Source organism: Methanococcoides sp. NM1 (assembly GCF_900774285.1).
GTDB lineage: Archaea > Halobacteriota > Methanosarcinia > Methanosarcinales > Methanosarcinaceae > Methanococcoides > Methanococcoides vulcani.
The window spans coordinates 258,835-273,964 of sequence record NZ_CAAGTW010000001.1 but is presented as its reverse complement, the minus strand read 5'-3'; the positions used below and the strand labels follow the sequence as shown (position 1 = coordinate 273,964).

Genomic DNA, 15,130 nt, shown 5'->3' with positions numbered 1-15,130 from the left:
TTTACGAACAACTATTCCAAATACATGTAAAAGTACCTGTAATGCCATATGTTCACCGTTATGGGCTGATATGAAGCTATGACGGCAATAATATATCATACATTATTCTCATAAACAAAGGGTAATTTCTGCAAAATATCTATTAATCAACATCCGGTCTTTGATTATTACACATCGGAATGCCACCGTATATGTTCTCAAATTGATGAATCATTTGAGCTTCATGTGTTTTCAGTTCTGAAACATTCAGAACGTTTCTGTAATAAACATTCAAGGAACAACCATCTACATATCCCTTCAACATACGATTTATTCCAGTGAATTTGTGTTGATGGAGTCGTTTACCGATATCTTCCGATTCGCCAACATAAATTATATTGCTCTTTCCATGTAGATAAGGTATCCAACGTTCCCACCCTATCACACTTATTATATATACGCCAGATTTTCCAGATAATTTATCGTAAATTGTTCCATTCCAAGAGAACGCACCTTCAAGATTTAGGAACAACCTATTAGGCGTTGTAACTCCCATTGTACTTTGTTTTGAATTATATTTTAATGTCATAATTTAAATTATAACATATACACTTATAAACTTATTGTAACTGTTGTAAAAATAATGGGGATAGATATTTTGTTTGAAATGATAAGATATGCAAAATATGAATCAGAATGTGAGCATTGATTAGCTGATGCTACGACTAATTCATGATATAACTTCAAAGTATTATTTTACTACAATATATAATAAATATAATTTATGATATTTAATTTTAAATAAAACTTAAACAATTCATAAAGCTATATATATGTAGTGTGAATTAATAAAGTCGTCTTCAATAAATGTTAAAGGTCATTATATGGTTCAGATGCTACGAATATCAAGAGAAACAGAATTCTACCAAGGTTACATCCGTTTTAAAATGGCTATTTCCAACGAAAGTCCATCTGTTATCACAGATGTAACTCTTGATTTTATTTATGATGATGAACTCCTGAATGTATCAAAACATGAACCCGAATACTCTCTCAAAAACGGAAAAATTCTTCTCAGAAATATTGATGCAGGGAAATCAAAATCTATTGCCATTTATTTTGACCCTCTGATGTGCTCCAAGGGAACGGACATCAATTGCCATATCACATACAAAGACCATCAAGGGAACCTTGAGATTTCACGAATGGAACCCAAGGAAATCAGTGTTGTTTGTCCGATAATGAAAACGGAGTCTGACATCAACATCGGTAGGCTCAAAGAATTCATTGCAAATCTTCCCACTAAAGACAGTCGTTTTTATGAAATAAAGAGCGGTTTCAATGTAGAGAAATTAACTTCTCTTGCACGAGAAGTTGTGGAAAAACATGATGTTCGTCATGTTCGCACTCTCCATACCCGTGATGGAAAATCCTTTGAAATATGGTATTATGGAAACACCAAAGTCACAAAAGATGCCATCGTTATCAAAATCTCCATTTCTACTGAACATTCTACGATGGAACTGTTTGCTGCTACAAGAAATGCAGAAACACTTACAGGTCTTCTCGCTGAAATTGGTCGTGACCTGAAAAGAACAATAGAATCACAAGCAAGTGGAAAAGGTGGGGTTATTAATGTCACCATAAGGGATTCGATTGTTCAACGCAGCAATTTGCTGGATATGTGTAATATTGATGGTACATGTGATGTTAATGTGGTTATAGAGGGAAGTTTGCTTCAACGTACCAATCTGGCTACTGTGGGTGAAGGGGCTCGGCTGAAGCAGGAACAAAATAAACAAGATGAGCAGGAGCACTTGCAGAAGAAACAGGAAGAACCTGCTGCTCTGAAATCCATACGCTTGAAATTTGCAGAAGAGTTTGAAAGAAATCAGAATAAAATTAAAGGAGTAAAAAAGTATGAAAAAGCTGAGAATAAATCGGCTACTTCTTTAAAAAAGAATGGCTTGAAGTATAAAATAATTGCCATTGCCATAGTATTAATTTTCTTATCAGTGGTAACTGTAGGTTATAATTCCGACCCAACAAATGCCGAAGATTTGACTAATAATGGGCTAGCCCTTTTCGAAGAAGGTCGATATACAGAAGCGATAGAGTCTTGCGATAAGGCTATTGAAATTGACCCTAACTATGCAAGTCCTTGGAATATTCGTGGAGTAGCTCTCAAAGAAATAGGTCGAAATGCAGAAGCAATTGAATCATTTGACAAGGCAATTGAAATTGACCCTAACTTTGCAAGTCCTTGGAATAACCGTGGAACTATTCTTTTCGAAGAAGGTCGATATGCAGAAGCAATAGAGTCTTATGACAAAGCTATCGAAATTGACCCTAACTATGAAATTAGTTGGAAATGTAGTGGAGTTGCTCTCTTAAGAGAAGGTCGATATGCAGAAGCAATAGAATCACTTGACAAGGCAATTGAAATTGACCCTAACTTTGCACATCTTTGGGCTGCCCATGGGAGTGCCTTCCATAAACTAGGTCGAAATGCAGAAGCAATTGAATCATTTGACAAGGCAATTGAAATTGACCCTAACTATGCAATTGTTTGGAAATCTCGTGGGGTTGTTCTTTTCGAAGAAGGTAGATACACAGAAGCAATTGAATCATTTGACAAAGCTATTGAAACTAATCCAAATTTTGAAGATGCATGGAATTACCGTGGTGTTGCTCTATCTGAACTGGGTAGATGTACAGAAGCACTAGAATCTTATGACAAAGCCCTTGAAATTGACCCTAACTATGTAATTGCTTTGTATAACCGTGGACTCGCTCTATCCGAACTCAGTCGATATGCAGAAGCAATAGAGTCTTATGACAAAGCTATCGAAATTAATCCAAACGATACATATGCCTTGAACGAACGAGAGTTGGCACTTGAAAAGTTAAAATAAATCTATAAACAGGAGTAGTAAAATTAATTCTTAATACTCCACTTGTTCTTTTATGTTCCTTATATCTAACATAAGACCTTACAGTGCTCATTCCACAATGTAATATCCTCACATCATGAAAATCAGGCGAAATTGCGATTCAATTATCAAATGTAACTTATATATCATAATTAATATTGGATTTGATGAATGAACAAAGCCTTTTCATTCATCCATCAAAGATTGTAGCATCCTCAATAATTAAATTAGTTGAGATTATACCTTATTTCTTCTTTCCAATCTTGAATCTCCGCCTTAAGTTGAACAGTGTCAACACCGTTACGTTCAAGCGTTTCTTCATTTGATATTATAAAGAACTCAAATTCGTCAAGATGACTGTATATCGTGTTTGCGGTGAATTCGTAATTATTCTTTGCAGTTGCCAGTTGATTCAATGCTACATCAAGTTTATCTTCTTTATCGCTGAGCTCAACATCTGCGTACATCATTGCAATCCGTGCACCACTTGATACGGTTTTGGAGTAGCTATCAGATGCATCGACATATTCTTCATATGCAGTATTGTAGTTGTCCTGTTTTTCTATCAGTTCATTCATTACAGAATTATATTCGTCTATATCATTATCGTAAACTTGAATATAACTCTCATATTTGTTCATGGTTCCGGAATCCATACATCCTGAACTCAATACTGCTATCGCAAATACTAGTAACAACGTGATTATTTTTCTCATTCAGTTTTCCTCTTATTGAAGTAAAAATCTCTTTTCTAAATTTCTCCACATTTATTTGATGAAATTAGTATATAAGCAACTAATAAATTTATATACATTTAAAAATATTTGGCATTTGTCTTTGAAGTATACTTAATAATCTACTATTTAGCTATATTGGAGAATCCGATGTTGTGTATTTTAAATATAATTTTTGTTGATTTATTTAAAAAAGTTTAAATAATGCATTAATATTTATGTGCACTAGGTTATATAATGAATGAAGACGAAGTTTATTGTTCCAGTTGTGGAAAAATCATAAAATCAGAAGCTGAAATTTGCCCACATTGTGGTGTAAGACAAATACAAAATGTACCTCAAACTTCATATGGTTCCGATATACGAATATATGAGTTGCAGAAACTTGCAGAAAAAGATAGTGTAATAGCAATTATTCTTAGCTTACTTATAACACCACTCGGTTATGTTTATGTTGGAAAATGGGGCTTAGCAATAATAAATTTCTTGACTTTAAACTATTTACTATTCGGAATAATCATTGTTCCGATTCATACATATTCTATGATTTCAAACGCCAGAAAAGAGCTTGATACTATTGGAGTTGATTACTAATGGTAGAGGAACAAATACAGCAAAACAGAGTCAAAGCATCAGATGAAATCTTTTGCCGTAGCTGTGGTGAAATAATCAAAAAAGAAGCTGAAATTTGTCCGCATTGTGGTGTTCGGAATAAGCCTGTGAAAGACAAATCACCAAAAAGACATGACCCATCACAATATCAAACATCTGTATCCAATAATTGGTATTATGGAGTTATCGTATCTGCTATATTATGGGTAGTATTATTATTTTTACTTCCAGAAGAGCCAGGGGAATCAAGTTTAGATATTTTACTTGCATTACTGATGTTAATTGCTTGGTTTGGTCTTCCACTTTCACTTTATTATGACATCCAATACGTTAGAGGTAATAACGAAAAATGGAATCCTGATACTGCATTATGGGTCATAGGTGGATTTATCTGGTTAGTAAACCTAATTGTAGTTCTCGTATATATACTTAGAAGAAAAGAAAGTATGGATTAAATCCATACTTCTTTTTTGGCTCTGTAGAAAACCTATCAAAATCAACATATATAGACTGGAATTGGAACTATATTCCAACATCATGCAACACATCCCATAATCCTTTCAAATTGGATTAGTGTCCGAATATCGAGGATTTCTACAAAGCCTATTTTAGATGCTTTTAACCTTCTCCAATTTATCCTGTTCCATCCAAATATCACGATATTTGTACATGGTCGATGTTGGTATCTGCATCGTTCGGGCGAATCTCAATCAGTTCCAGTACAGACCTGTGCAGTCAGAAAGGATGCGATGCTATTCTCTACAATCCATCCTTTCAAATTGCCGATTTTAAGCATTTTATCAATCTTGATGTTATCTAATCGTTTAATCTACTAGTCAGAGTGCTAATCTTGGATTGTGAAGCAATCTGGTAATGAACTTACAGCAAAAATGATTGAAATGTCGAAAATATTAAGTACTTGTGGAAGTATCTAAAGTTGGATTTTGAATCCTAGCACAAAAATACCAACTATATTGCAGTCTGTCGATTGACTATATATTAAAAATAAAATAGAAAAGAAAATCGAAACGAAAATAGAAAAGAAAATAAACAAGTGACCGATAGGTTGTTTGACATCTAATCTATTTTCAACTTATCTATAAGGTAAGACAGACTTTTTAAACAAGGAGGTAATATGTTAGAAATAACATTAACAATGGTGCTTGCACTAGTTATGTTCAATCGTATAACAATCATTGTAATACGATAATAGCAGTGCTCTTTGGATTCAAAGTCCATTAAAACTAACCTTTCTTTTTATCAGGTGATTTGGTGGGTTTTCGCCATATTATACCAAATCTATATCCATTATCTTTTTCATCCCATCGTGAAAATCCGCCTGAATTTGCGATTTAATTTACAAACTGATGATTTACATCATTAAATCAAAAAGATATTGTTCAATCGCTTATATGAAGACATATCCATTGCAGAGGATATAATTTCAAATTTGTAAATATAAAATAATTTTGATTAATCAACATCCGGTCTTTGACCGTTACACATCGGGATGCCACCATACCTGTCCTCAAATTCAAGTATCATTTGAGCTTCATGTGTTTTCAGTTCTGAAACATTCAGAACGTTTCTGTAATATACATTCAAGAAACAACCATCTACATATCCCTTCAATTCGTGATTAATTCCAATAGATTTGTGTTGCCTGAGCCGCTTACCGATATCTTCCGATTCGCCAACATAAATTATATTGCTCTTTCCATGTAGATAAGGTATCCAACGTTCCCACCCTATCACACTTATTAAGTATACTCCAGATTTTCCAGATAATTTATCATAAATTTTACCATTCCAAGGGAATGCACCTTCAAGATTTAGGAACAATCTTTTAGGCGTTGTAACTCCTCTTGTACGTTGTTTTGAATTATATTTTGCTACCATATAGGAAAATATAATATATGTATTTATAAACTTATTGAAACTGTTGTAAAAGTGACGAACATAATTAATGCTTTAGCAGGAAATATTTATAGCAAATAAATACATTGAATGCAGCATGGAATCCGAAAAAAACACAATTCAAAATGATATCATAGAATGTGGTGATTCTTTAGAGCTTATTAAGGACATCCCCTTGGAATGTATAGATTTACTCGTGACATCTCCGCCTTATTGGGCGAAAAGAGTTTACAATTATCACGGTGAACTTGGTTTAGAACCAACGCCTGAACTATTCGTAAAAATCTTAGCAGATTATTTTGACGCATTCAAACCTCATTTGAAAAAAGGAGCTAATGTTTTTGTAAACATTGGAGATACCTTTTTTGGTTCCGGTGCAGGTGCTTGGAATAAATATGAAGATGATTCTGGAAACATCACAAAGCATCAAAAGGAAAGGAAAGAAAAGTATTACACATTAAAACCATTGCAACCAAAAATAAAGAAAAATGGGAAATTATATCAAAATAAACAACTTCTTTTAATTCCATCTCGCTTTGCAATTGAAATGCAAGAACGTGGTTGGATTCTTAGGGATGATATAATCTGGAGAAAGCCAAATAGAATTCCTGCAAGTGTACGTGACCGCTTCAATAATACATACGAACACGTGTTCCATTTTGTCCATGCTCCCAAATATTATTTCAACTTGGATGATGTGAAAGTAATTGGAAAAAATGGAAAACCAAAGAACCCAGGCGATGTATGGGATATAAAGACACAACCCCTCAAAGGTAGCCATACTGCAACGTTCCCAGAAGAATTGGTGGAACGAATAGTACAGTGTGCATCACCTGAAAATGGAGTTGTTTTTGACCCATTTTTAGGAACGGGAACAACATGGGTAGTTTCCAAAAAACTGAACAGAAAGACAATAGGATTTGAAGTCAATCCAGAATTCTTTGATTTCGCCAATGAACGTGCCAAAAGCGTTGAATTACCTAATAGAGGTAAACAATTGGACGGTTGGATTGAAGGTAATGAAAAATGCTTGAAAATGAAATGCTAAGAGAAGAATGCCGAAACTTAATGGGTAATAGATTGTGCGATTGCAAAACATCTCATTTGAGCTGTATTACTGCTAAAGAATGGTTAAAATCACAAATTGGTGTTTGGCAATTCCAATACGAAAAAAGGGATATTCGTAAAAAAGATATTCATCCAGCCGTATTTCCACTTGCCCTTGCAAATAAATGTATCAAATTGTTTACCCATCAAGGCGAAATTGTTTTAGACCCCTTTGTAGGTTCAGGAACAACTTTATTGGCAGCGAAAGATTTGGGGAGAAATTCGGTAGGATTTGATATTAATGAAGATTATGTAAATTTATCTAATGAAAGAATAGAATCCGACCCAGATGATAGTGTTTGTAAACAATTTGCAATTTGTGATGATGCTATTAATATAAACAACTATTTTTCTGAAGACAGTATTAAATTGATAATGACATCACCTCCTTATGCCAATCTCTTGAACCGTAAGAGAAAAAACAAAAGCAGAAGAGGAGATAAAAGGAAAAATGAACAATTCGACAAGGTTGAGCAATATAGTCAAAATCCACGAGATTTGGGCACAATGGATATGAAGACATATAGCGACGAATTAGCTAAAATATATGAAAATTTATTGCCATTGCTAAAAACGAAAGGTCATTGCATTGTTAATGTACCAGATTTTTGGATGGACAATAAACGTTATCCTCTACACATTTCAGTAGTCAATGCGTTAGAATCTGTGGGTTATGAATTAAGAAATACAATAATTTGGGATAGAACAAATATTGTAAATGGCGTTGGTATTTTTGGTTGGCCTTCAAATTATATAACAATGGGAACTACATTTGAATATCTTTTAGATTTTTGGAAACCACCAGAACCATAAAGTACGCAATGTCAAAAGCCATACATCTTCCATTTAATTTTTGATAACAATTCAAATATTTAAAATAGTATAAGAACATCCCCTTCATATTAATTTTATGAGAACAAGTACTAAAATAATTAAAATTTTTTGATTCTTCAATTGGATTATAAAATCTACTAAATTTGAATAGGGGATGTTAATTTTGATAAAGGAAATTACAGATAGTGGTTCAAAAGCTTATCAAAGAAAAGATATGGAAGATAGGGGTGCAGAATATAGATTATGGCATCGAAGTCTTGCACCATACTGTGTTGCTTTTGACGTTGATTTCATTGAATGGAGAACACGTGGCGGTAAAAGAGTACCAGTAGCAATTACAGAAATAACACGTGTCGATTCTGGAAAAAGTGTCACACCCAGATATTTGGATAGCATTCTTAAACGGTACAACGAACGTGATATGCAAGGTTATGTTACAAGATATTTAGCCAATAAACTTGAAATTCCGGCATATATAATTCTATACCGACAAGGTTGCAGCGAATTTTGGATTTATAAATTTGATAACGAGAATTGGCAAGGTCCTTTAACCCCTAAAGAAATGGGTAATTTTATTGAATCCCTCTAATGCAGAAGGTGTAGTTACATGGATACAGTTAATTTTAAAGAATTTCCAAAAGAAGATTTGATTGAGGATATAAAAGACATAATGGATAAAGGGTGGATTCATACAAATCGAACAAGAAATGATGGAGCAGTAGGAAATACACTCGAAGACTTGTTGGGCATAGAAGAAAATAATTTGGCAATCGCTAATACAGTTGATTGGGAAATAAAAGCACAACGAAAGAATACAACCTCATTAACAACATTATTCCACTTTGACCCTTACCCACGTAAACCTACAGTAGTAGCTCAACACTTGCTGCCAAACTATGGATGGGCTCACAAAGAAGCAGGAAATAAATATCCTGATGATGAAATGAGTTTTAGAGCAACTCTTAGAGGAGATAAATTTAGTGACAGAGGGTTTAGAATTAATGTCAACAGTGCTAAAAGACAGGTTGAATTGGTTTTTGACTCATCCAAAGTTGACAAGAGAAGACATGAAGATTGGTACAATACAGTTGTTTCAAAAGTAGGAGATGAAGGGCTAAGTGTTATACCATATTGGCCATTTGACGCACTTAATAAAAAATGCGTTGGCAAAGTCAGAAATACGATATATGTCTTAGCAGATTCACGAAGAGTAGATGGGCAAGAAGAATTTTTATATGAAAAACTCTACTTGTTGGAAGATTTTACATTCAACAATTTACTACGTGGAATAATTAAAGGTAAATTGTATATCGACTTCGATGCAAGGACTGGGCATAATCATGGAACAAAATTCCGTGTTCGTAATAAAGATTGGCCAATATTCTTTAATAAGGTGACAAGGATTAGATGAAATGGATATGCTTACTAAAAAGTGGGAGATATCAACTCCCGTTTTTTAGTATATGAATTCATTAAGAAACATTAAGTTGCTTTTATTCTTCAATATTCTTAACAATATCTAATTTTTGTTGTTCCATCCACAAATCTTTATATTTATACATCGTTGATGCCGGAATTTCCATTGTTCTGGCAATTTCAGCCCATGATAAACCTTTATTCCTGTACTTCATGGCTTTCTTCTTATCGGGTTCTTTTGTCTTTCTTCCCCATCTACCATTTTCTTTTCTGTAACTCTGGATACCTATCTTTATCCTTTCCTGCAAAATCCTCTTTTCATTCTCACTGACCCAGCCGAATAACGATATCAGTAGCCTTCGGTAATGTATATCTTCAATTGCAGACCAAGATTCAGATGGAGATAAGGATACAACTCTGATACCTTTATCCTCAAACTCCATTACTAAATTCAATGTGTCAATAAATGTTCTTCCAATCCTTGATATTTCAAATACATAAATGGTATCAACATCATGTTCATCAATGAACTTTAATAATTGTTTGAATCCATGACGTTTGTTAGCCGGAACGCTACCACTTACGCCTTCATCAAAAAATATTTGTTCATCTGGAATACCTTTATTTTTCAATTGTAAGAGTTGTGTTTCAATATGTTGTTTATCTGTCGAAGTCCTTGCATAGCCTATTGTATTTTTTATTTCTTTCATAAAATATATTTTATGTTACATACTATATAAAGCATTTTGTTAGGGTGTAATGTAACCTATCAGACTTCTATTTTGTGATTATAATCCACATATCAGTTAAGTATTAAATAAATTTAAAACTGTGGAATACTAATAGATTCAATGTTTTGAAAGTTGAAGATGAAATCGATATATTTTATTATTAAGAATTAATTTGGAGGAATATGTCCCCCACATAATTAGAAATGATTGCCCCAGAAATGTATTAATCTCTGAAGCAACTAACCAAAATTAGAAAGAGCTATTATTTATAAACTTGAATACCCTTCTGAACAAGATAGTATCCATTTCCATCAATTGTAAAAGTTAAATTAATAATTTTTTCCAGAACATCATAAGTATCTTTATCAGTTCTGATTCTGTTTTCTAATGATTCAAGACACTTGCTTAGTTCGTCAAAAAAATCATTTGAAATTACGATTGTATTATCGCCAGACATGTTAGCATTTATGCGACCCAAAATTACATTATATGATGTGTTTAGCACAAAGTCAATAAACTGCAATTGGGAATCGAATTCAAAATTAAAAATTCTCCTAGTCATTCCATAAGCAGAACTATAGTAAAAAACTTTTTTCTTAAGGTCATTTTCCGCATTAATTTTTTCACGGCAGTACTTAAGTTCATCTGCTAATATGCTTCTATAATTTGGTGAAATATTCATAGTATCACCCGTGGTAGTAGGAATCGTAAGAATGGGAAGGGAATGGGAAAGAATCCCCATTTGCATTTGGCAGCTGAGGTTCACATCCTCCAATATCAAATTGAGGTTTTGGTAATACCTCGGATGCTGTAGGCACATCTGCATTTTTAATATTCATATTAAATGTTGTGCAAAATTCGTTATTAAGGAAATCCAAATTATCTAGAATCGCCTCTTGAACTTCACAAACTTCATCAAAAGTAGGGACGTATTCGTAGTCGTCTATGATGTTATGAATTTCATCTATAGACACATCTAATTCCTCAGATGCTATTGAGATTGTCATTTCCCCACGAAATAATTTATCAATAATCTCTTTTTTTGCAGAGTCCATAATTTGCACACTCCTAACAATTAATTAGACATTATACATTAGATATATGTTTACTATAAGTATTAAACTTAGCTATACAAGATTTAGTATTGCCAGCAATCCAAATACTCCGTGTACTTACATCCCTTATTAATTCATTTCCATGAGTTTCAACTAAATAAGGGATTTCTTTCTTTGAGTATAAAGCAAGAAATATACGCATACATTCATTTTTATCTAAAAAATTCTCATTTTTCAAATATGTAATTATATCTAATATATGAAATCCTTTAACCTTTTTACTGTAAGTATTTGCATACTTATTTGTACTTAATATAACATTTGTATCTGAACTTACGACAAAATCGGCATCAATTTTATCACAAGAATATAACACGGCTGAATCCTTTTTGTCTAAAATGATACCCTCATCTCGTATCTGTTTCTTAAATGTATTGAGTCCATTGTCATCTGACTCATCGATTTCAACATTTTGATACGTTTTGAACATATTACCTATGGTTCTAGGCATTTCAAGAAAATTATCATTAGACATATGAATACTCAGATTAGCACTACTAAATAATTTCATTATTTGGTCAAGCTTATCTAGTTTATATAAGTCCCAAGGAACATTTGCATCAAAGACACATACTATCATGAGAAACGGTTTTTAGTGGTTTAACAGTAATAAAGTTTACGGAATTGTGCTGCATAAAATTTAAAATTTGAACATATATTGATAGACAGTTTGATGCAATGTATGTTAGTTTTACATTCTCATCAAATTGCTCAGAAAAGGTTTCAGGAAGAGAAAACAGCAAATCATTGTATTCCTTTTGCATTGATAATACAACATAATATATCTTATGATACATTCTCATTTTAACGTGCTATAAGCAACGATGCTGTTACAGGCAACATTGTATCACAATCTTATATCCATCATCGTTCAGGACTGTTTCTGACGCTTTCATGACCATTTAATATGAGAAAAGTAATTGAAATTGAATAGCAATTATCTCTTGTATTGTTGGATAAGGACTACCCGCACTTATTTAACTAATCCAAAATGTGAAAATTCATAACCTCTCTAATTTTTAGGATAACTTTATGTAAAACTGCTTACAATCATATTTCATGACAGAACACATTTTTGATATTCTCGGCATTGGCAACAGGGAGGACAGCTACACCGACCTGATTGCCCATTCATTTGCTACTTCATCATCATTCGGGGAAAATATCCTTGAGATGCTAGGAATGCCTGATTATGACGATTGGATTACACGCACAAGATTGCCTGTTGCTATAAAATCCAAGGTTGGAAGAAAAAAGGATGTTCCTGACCTTTTGCTGATAAGCAAGAAAGGGAACAAGATAGTATTAATCGAAAGCAAGGTTCATTCCAATGAAGGATGGGGTCAAACAGAAAGATATGCAAGTAATGAATTCAAAGAAAGCTTGCTTCATTATCTCCATAAAAATGAATTATTGGAAAGCCAAACATCTGATGTTAAATTCTTCTATCTAACACTTGATGGCGATGAACCATCATCAAATGAATTTAATATACTCAAATATTCAGATATTGCAAATTGCATTCCTAGAAATCTTGGAAATTCAAAAAGGGATATTCTCTTGCAGGAACTGAAGGAAAGAATAGAGGAATATTACAGCTGGCAACAACCTACAAATGATGAAGTCATTATTGAATATTTGAAAAAAGCAGAAAGACTCGTTACACCCTACAAGGCATTCCGCACTATGGCTGACAATCTCTCTGTTGGCGATGGGGAATTCAACAAATATTTTCACATATCAGCGAATCTAGGTTGTTCTGATATTCCATTGTGCCTTTGGAATAAAGAAACATGGGTAAGCTAGGATTGTTCTGATGTCAAAAATGGGAGCAAATGTTACAATATTCATCTTGAATTGCAGTGGAATACTTGTTCTGATAAATTAAATTTATACTTACATTATGAAACAAATCCCTACATAACACAAAAGAAATTTAAAAAACAAAATGAAAGTTTCATCAATGAATATATTACAGCAAGGAATGGTTTTTTTGATTTTGTCAATGGTCAGAATTTGAATAACTGGGTGATGAAAAAGTATCCTCTGATGATTGCCAGTGTCAATTTTGACAAGAATATCACATTTGGTGAATTAAATAATAAAATCGAAGGGTTGGCAGACGATATGTCTACAATAATTGATGAGTGGGTTGAATTATATGACTGAAATTGTAGATTGATTAAACTTTAGTCATTTCGATGACTATTTAATATGAGAAATCTAATAGCAATTACCACCTTGATACAATGAACAATACACTTTGTAAATATCATTACAAACCCGTAAAAAATAAAAATACTTCGTATTCCTCTACCCCTATCGAAATCATTACTCCCTTTACTTTTTGCGTATGTATTTGCCTATATTATATAGTAAATATTATAGGTATACATCATGATTAAATATGCAACTGCAATCGTGATTCCATTGAACTCATTATTTCCATTGAAACAATTATACTGATTATACCGAAATTCAACTATTCTGATTATCAAACACTCCGAATTGATAGCGATACTTTACTAATTCTACTGCTATCGGTTCTACTTCTACAATATTAGATGTAATCAATCCATGTTCTGCAATTTAATATATATAATCAACTATATATATTATAACTGCCATTTATATATACATGGCAGTTTCGGTTTGAAGCTAAAGTTACAACTAAAAATTAAGGTAAAAATCAGGTGATAATAATGTATGGAAATGGTATAATGCGAGAACAAATGTTGGAGGGCATTGAAAAACAGCCGAAAGAAAAGTTACATGGCAAATGTCATGAACGTGACTGTCTGGCAAAGAAGGAAATTTTAACTCCGCTTGTCAATGGGGATATGAAGTTAGCGGAGTTGCATAAATTAAGCACCTATCAGGGTTCGTATAAACAGTTCACATCGAATCTTTCAAAATATGTCAAGAGGGGGTATGTAAATGCATTAGGACAACGTAGAAATTACGTATATCAGTTAACAGAACTTGGCATGGAGAAGTGTATCAGGTCGCCGTTTGGCTATCGCCAGATGAGAGTTGCCCTCCATGAAGAAAAGATGAAGAAATATGCAGAAAATCCAAAAAATAAACAAATAGAGTTTGTACGAACCGAAGGTGTCAGTTCTGGTCATAGTGTTCAGTATGTTGATAGAACTGTTGGACATGATTTAGGAGATGAAACCCACAATCATAGAACATCTGATGATACGACAGACAAACTCAATGTTGATGAACCTAAAGATAATGAAATTGCTAAATTGAAAAATAAAAACAAAACATTGTTTGAAGAAGCAAAGGAAGCCTTGCGTCAAAGGGATGAAAGGATTGCAGAATTGGAACAGCAACTTGCAGATAAGAACAACGTTCCTGAGGGCATGAATCCAAAAGAATGCGAACGGAAAATGAAAACAGAACAACGGATTGCATATCGGAAAGATTTAGTTGCATATTATGAATCAAATAGGATGAATTTTGATTATGCATTCTTTAATAATTGGAAAATGTACCCTGTTCGTGTGAAAGGTAAGAACATGATAAAGAAAGGTGATATTGAGATAATGAGTAAAACCAATTCAGAATTTGCAAGAGGACACGTTAAAGGTGAGTTGCCACCGAATGATGTTATAAAAGGATGTTTCCATATCACAAAAAAGACGAAAGCAGGAATTTGTGTGATTGGTGCAGGAATGAAAGAAGAAAAACTTATGACATGGTGAACATGCCGCACCATAAATATCTATTTTTAATTCAATTCA

General features: G+C 33.2%; 17 protein-coding genes. 10 read left to right on the top strand and 7 right to left on the bottom strand.

What is annotated here, in order from left to right; genetic code table 11:
• Positions 1–142: 142 nt before the first annotated feature.
• Positions 143–568 (bottom strand): GIY-YIG nuclease family protein, encoded by a 426-nt coding sequence (locus E7X56_RS01400; RefSeq protein WP_135604115.1) that lies wholly within the window; start codon positions 566–568, stop codon positions 143–145.
• 295 nt (positions 569–863) lie between these two features.
• On the opposite strand from E7X56_RS01400, the gene E7X56_RS01395 reads away from it, so the two are divergent.
• The gene (locus tag E7X56_RS01395; RefSeq protein WP_135604113.1) at positions 864–2,894 is read left to right on the top strand and encodes a tetratricopeptide repeat protein; all 2,031 of its coding nucleotides are present in this window, start codon (positions 864–866) and stop codon (positions 2,892–2,894) included.
• 245 nt (positions 2,895–3,139) lie between these two features.
• Here the strand turns inward: E7X56_RS01395 and E7X56_RS01390 are convergent, their stop codons facing one another.
• Complete coding sequence (locus tag E7X56_RS01390; RefSeq protein WP_135604111.1) at positions 3,140–3,628, bottom strand: hypothetical protein; 489 nt, start codon at positions 3,626–3,628, stop codon at positions 3,140–3,142.
• A 255-nt stretch (positions 3,629–3,883) separates the two neighbouring features.
• On the opposite strand from E7X56_RS01390, the gene E7X56_RS01380 reads away from it, so the two are divergent.
• Both E7X56_RS01380 and E7X56_RS01375 read left to right on the top strand, forming a co-directional pair.
• Entirely contained in the window at positions 3,884–4,240 is a 357-nt protein-coding gene (locus E7X56_RS01380) for a zinc ribbon domain-containing protein (protein ID WP_210409218.1), read from the top strand.
• Positions 4,240–4,713 carry a zinc ribbon domain-containing protein gene (locus E7X56_RS01375; protein WP_135604109.1) on the top strand — a complete coding sequence of 158 codons (474 nt, stop codon included), beginning with the start codon at positions 4,240–4,242 and terminating at the stop codon, positions 4,711–4,713. The genes E7X56_RS01380 and E7X56_RS01375 overlap by 1 nt, the downstream gene beginning before the upstream one ends.
• Positions 4,714–5,731: 1,018 nt before the next feature.
• Here E7X56_RS01375 and E7X56_RS01370 read toward each other — a convergent pair.
• On the bottom strand, positions 5,732–6,157 hold the full coding sequence (locus tag E7X56_RS01370) for a GIY-YIG nuclease family protein (RefSeq protein ID WP_135604107.1): 426 nt from the start codon (positions 6,155–6,157) through the stop codon (positions 5,732–5,734).
• A gap of 115 nt (positions 6,158–6,272) precedes the next feature.
• Here E7X56_RS01370 and E7X56_RS01365 point away from each other — a divergent pair, with 115 nt between their 5' ends.
• The 4 genes from E7X56_RS01365 (at position 6,273) to E7X56_RS01350 (ending at position 9,527) form a co-directional block, all read left to right on the top strand.
• Positions 6,273–7,223: a site-specific DNA-methyltransferase gene (locus E7X56_RS01365; RefSeq protein WP_135604105.1), complete on the top strand. Its 951-nt coding sequence runs from the start codon at positions 6,273–6,275 to the stop codon at positions 7,221–7,223.
• Positions 7,202–8,095 carry a DNA methyltransferase gene (locus E7X56_RS01360; protein ID WP_210409217.1) on the top strand — a complete coding sequence of 298 codons (894 nt, stop codon included), beginning with the start codon at positions 7,202–7,204 and terminating at the stop codon, positions 8,093–8,095. Before E7X56_RS01365 ends, E7X56_RS01360 begins: the two co-directional genes overlap by 22 nt.
• Positions 8,096–8,279: 184 nt before the next feature.
• Entirely contained in the window at positions 8,280–8,705 is a 426-nt protein-coding gene (locus E7X56_RS01355; protein ID WP_135604103.1) for a hypothetical protein, read from the top strand.
• 18 nt (positions 8,706–8,723) lie between these two features.
• On the top strand, positions 8,724–9,527 hold the full coding sequence (locus tag E7X56_RS01350) for an MvaI/BcnI family restriction endonuclease (RefSeq protein ID WP_135604101.1): 804 nt from the start codon (positions 8,724–8,726) through the stop codon (positions 9,525–9,527).
• Between the two features lie 82 nt (positions 9,528–9,609).
• Here E7X56_RS01350 and E7X56_RS01345 read toward each other — a convergent pair whose 3' ends face one another.
• The 4 genes from E7X56_RS01345 to E7X56_RS01330 form a co-directional block, all read right to left on the bottom strand.
• Positions 9,610–10,242, bottom strand: coding sequence for a recombinase family protein (locus E7X56_RS01345; protein ID WP_135604099.1), 633 nt, complete (start codon positions 10,240–10,242; stop codon positions 9,610–9,612).
• Between the two features lie 283 nt (positions 10,243–10,525).
• Entirely contained in the window at positions 10,526–10,945 is a 420-nt protein-coding gene (locus tag E7X56_RS01340; protein WP_135604097.1) for a hypothetical protein, read from the bottom strand.
• A 4-nt stretch (positions 10,946–10,949) separates the two neighbouring features.
• A complete protein-coding gene (locus tag E7X56_RS01335; RefSeq protein WP_135604094.1) occupies positions 10,950–11,318 on the bottom strand; it encodes a hypothetical protein in 369 nt (122 codons plus the stop codon).
• Positions 11,319–11,349: 31 nt separating this feature from the next.
• Positions 11,350–11,958 carry a hypothetical protein gene (locus E7X56_RS01330; protein WP_135604092.1) on the bottom strand — a complete coding sequence of 203 codons (609 nt, stop codon included), beginning with the start codon at positions 11,956–11,958 and terminating at the stop codon, positions 11,350–11,352.
• 479 nt (positions 11,959–12,437) lie between these two features.
• On the opposite strand from E7X56_RS01330, the gene E7X56_RS01325 reads away from it, so the two are divergent.
• The 3 genes from E7X56_RS01325 (at position 12,438) to E7X56_RS01315 (ending at position 15,091) form a co-directional block, all read left to right on the top strand.
• Positions 12,438–13,184, top strand: coding sequence for a PD-(D/E)XK nuclease family protein (locus tag E7X56_RS01325; protein WP_135604090.1), 747 nt, complete (start codon positions 12,438–12,440; stop codon positions 13,182–13,184).
• A gap of 51 nt (positions 13,185–13,235) precedes the next feature.
• Positions 13,236–13,547: a hypothetical protein gene (locus tag E7X56_RS01320; RefSeq protein WP_135604088.1), complete on the top strand. Its 312-nt coding sequence runs from the start codon at positions 13,236–13,238 to the stop codon at positions 13,545–13,547.
• Positions 13,548–14,080: 533 nt separating this feature from the next.
• Positions 14,081–15,091, top strand: coding sequence for a hypothetical protein (locus E7X56_RS01315; RefSeq protein WP_135604086.1), 1,011 nt, complete (start codon positions 14,081–14,083; stop codon positions 15,089–15,091).
• Positions 15,092–15,130 lie beyond the last annotated feature (39 nt).

Excerpts from the sequence above, each read along its gene's own strand:
- E7X56_RS01400 (WP_135604115.1), bottom strand. The coding sequence starts at position 568 with ATGACATTAAAATATAATTCAAAACAAAGTACAATGGGAGTTACAACG.
- E7X56_RS01395 (WP_135604113.1), top strand. The coding sequence starts at position 864 with ATGGTTCAGATGCTACGAATATCAAGAGAAACAGAATTCTACCAAGGT.
- E7X56_RS01390 (WP_135604111.1), bottom strand. The coding sequence starts at position 3,628 with ATGAGAAAAATAATCACGTTGTTACTAGTATTTGCGATAGCAGTATTG.
- E7X56_RS01380 (WP_210409218.1), top strand. The coding sequence starts at position 3,884 with ATGAATGAAGACGAAGTTTATTGTTCCAGTTGTGGAAAAATCATAAAA.
- E7X56_RS01375 (WP_135604109.1), top strand. The coding sequence starts at position 4,240 with ATGGTAGAGGAACAAATACAGCAAAACAGAGTCAAAGCATCAGATGAA.
- E7X56_RS01370 (WP_135604107.1), bottom strand. The coding sequence starts at position 6,157 with ATGGTAGCAAAATATAATTCAAAACAACGTACAAGAGGAGTTACAACG.
- E7X56_RS01365 (WP_135604105.1), top strand. The coding sequence starts at position 6,273 with ATGGAATCCGAAAAAAACACAATTCAAAATGATATCATAGAATGTGGT.
- E7X56_RS01360 (WP_210409217.1), top strand. The coding sequence starts at position 7,202 with ATGCTTGAAAATGAAATGCTAAGAGAAGAATGCCGAAACTTAATGGGT.
- E7X56_RS01350 (WP_135604101.1), top strand. The coding sequence starts at position 8,724 with ATGGATACAGTTAATTTTAAAGAATTTCCAAAAGAAGATTTGATTGAG.
- E7X56_RS01345 (WP_135604099.1), bottom strand. The coding sequence starts at position 10,242 with ATGAAAGAAATAAAAAATACAATAGGCTATGCAAGGACTTCGACAGAT.
- E7X56_RS01340 (WP_135604097.1), bottom strand. The coding sequence starts at position 10,945 with ATGAATATTTCACCAAATTATAGAAGCATATTAGCAGATGAACTTAAG.
- E7X56_RS01335 (WP_135604094.1), bottom strand. The coding sequence starts at position 11,318 with ATGGACTCTGCAAAAAAAGAGATTATTGATAAATTATTTCGTGGGGAA.
- E7X56_RS01330 (WP_135604092.1), bottom strand. The coding sequence starts at position 11,958 with ATGATAGTATGTGTCTTTGATGCAAATGTTCCTTGGGACTTATATAAA.
- E7X56_RS01325 (WP_135604090.1), top strand. The coding sequence starts at position 12,438 with ATGACAGAACACATTTTTGATATTCTCGGCATTGGCAACAGGGAGGAC.
- E7X56_RS01315 (WP_135604086.1), top strand. The coding sequence starts at position 14,081 with ATGTATGGAAATGGTATAATGCGAGAACAAATGTTGGAGGGCATTGAA.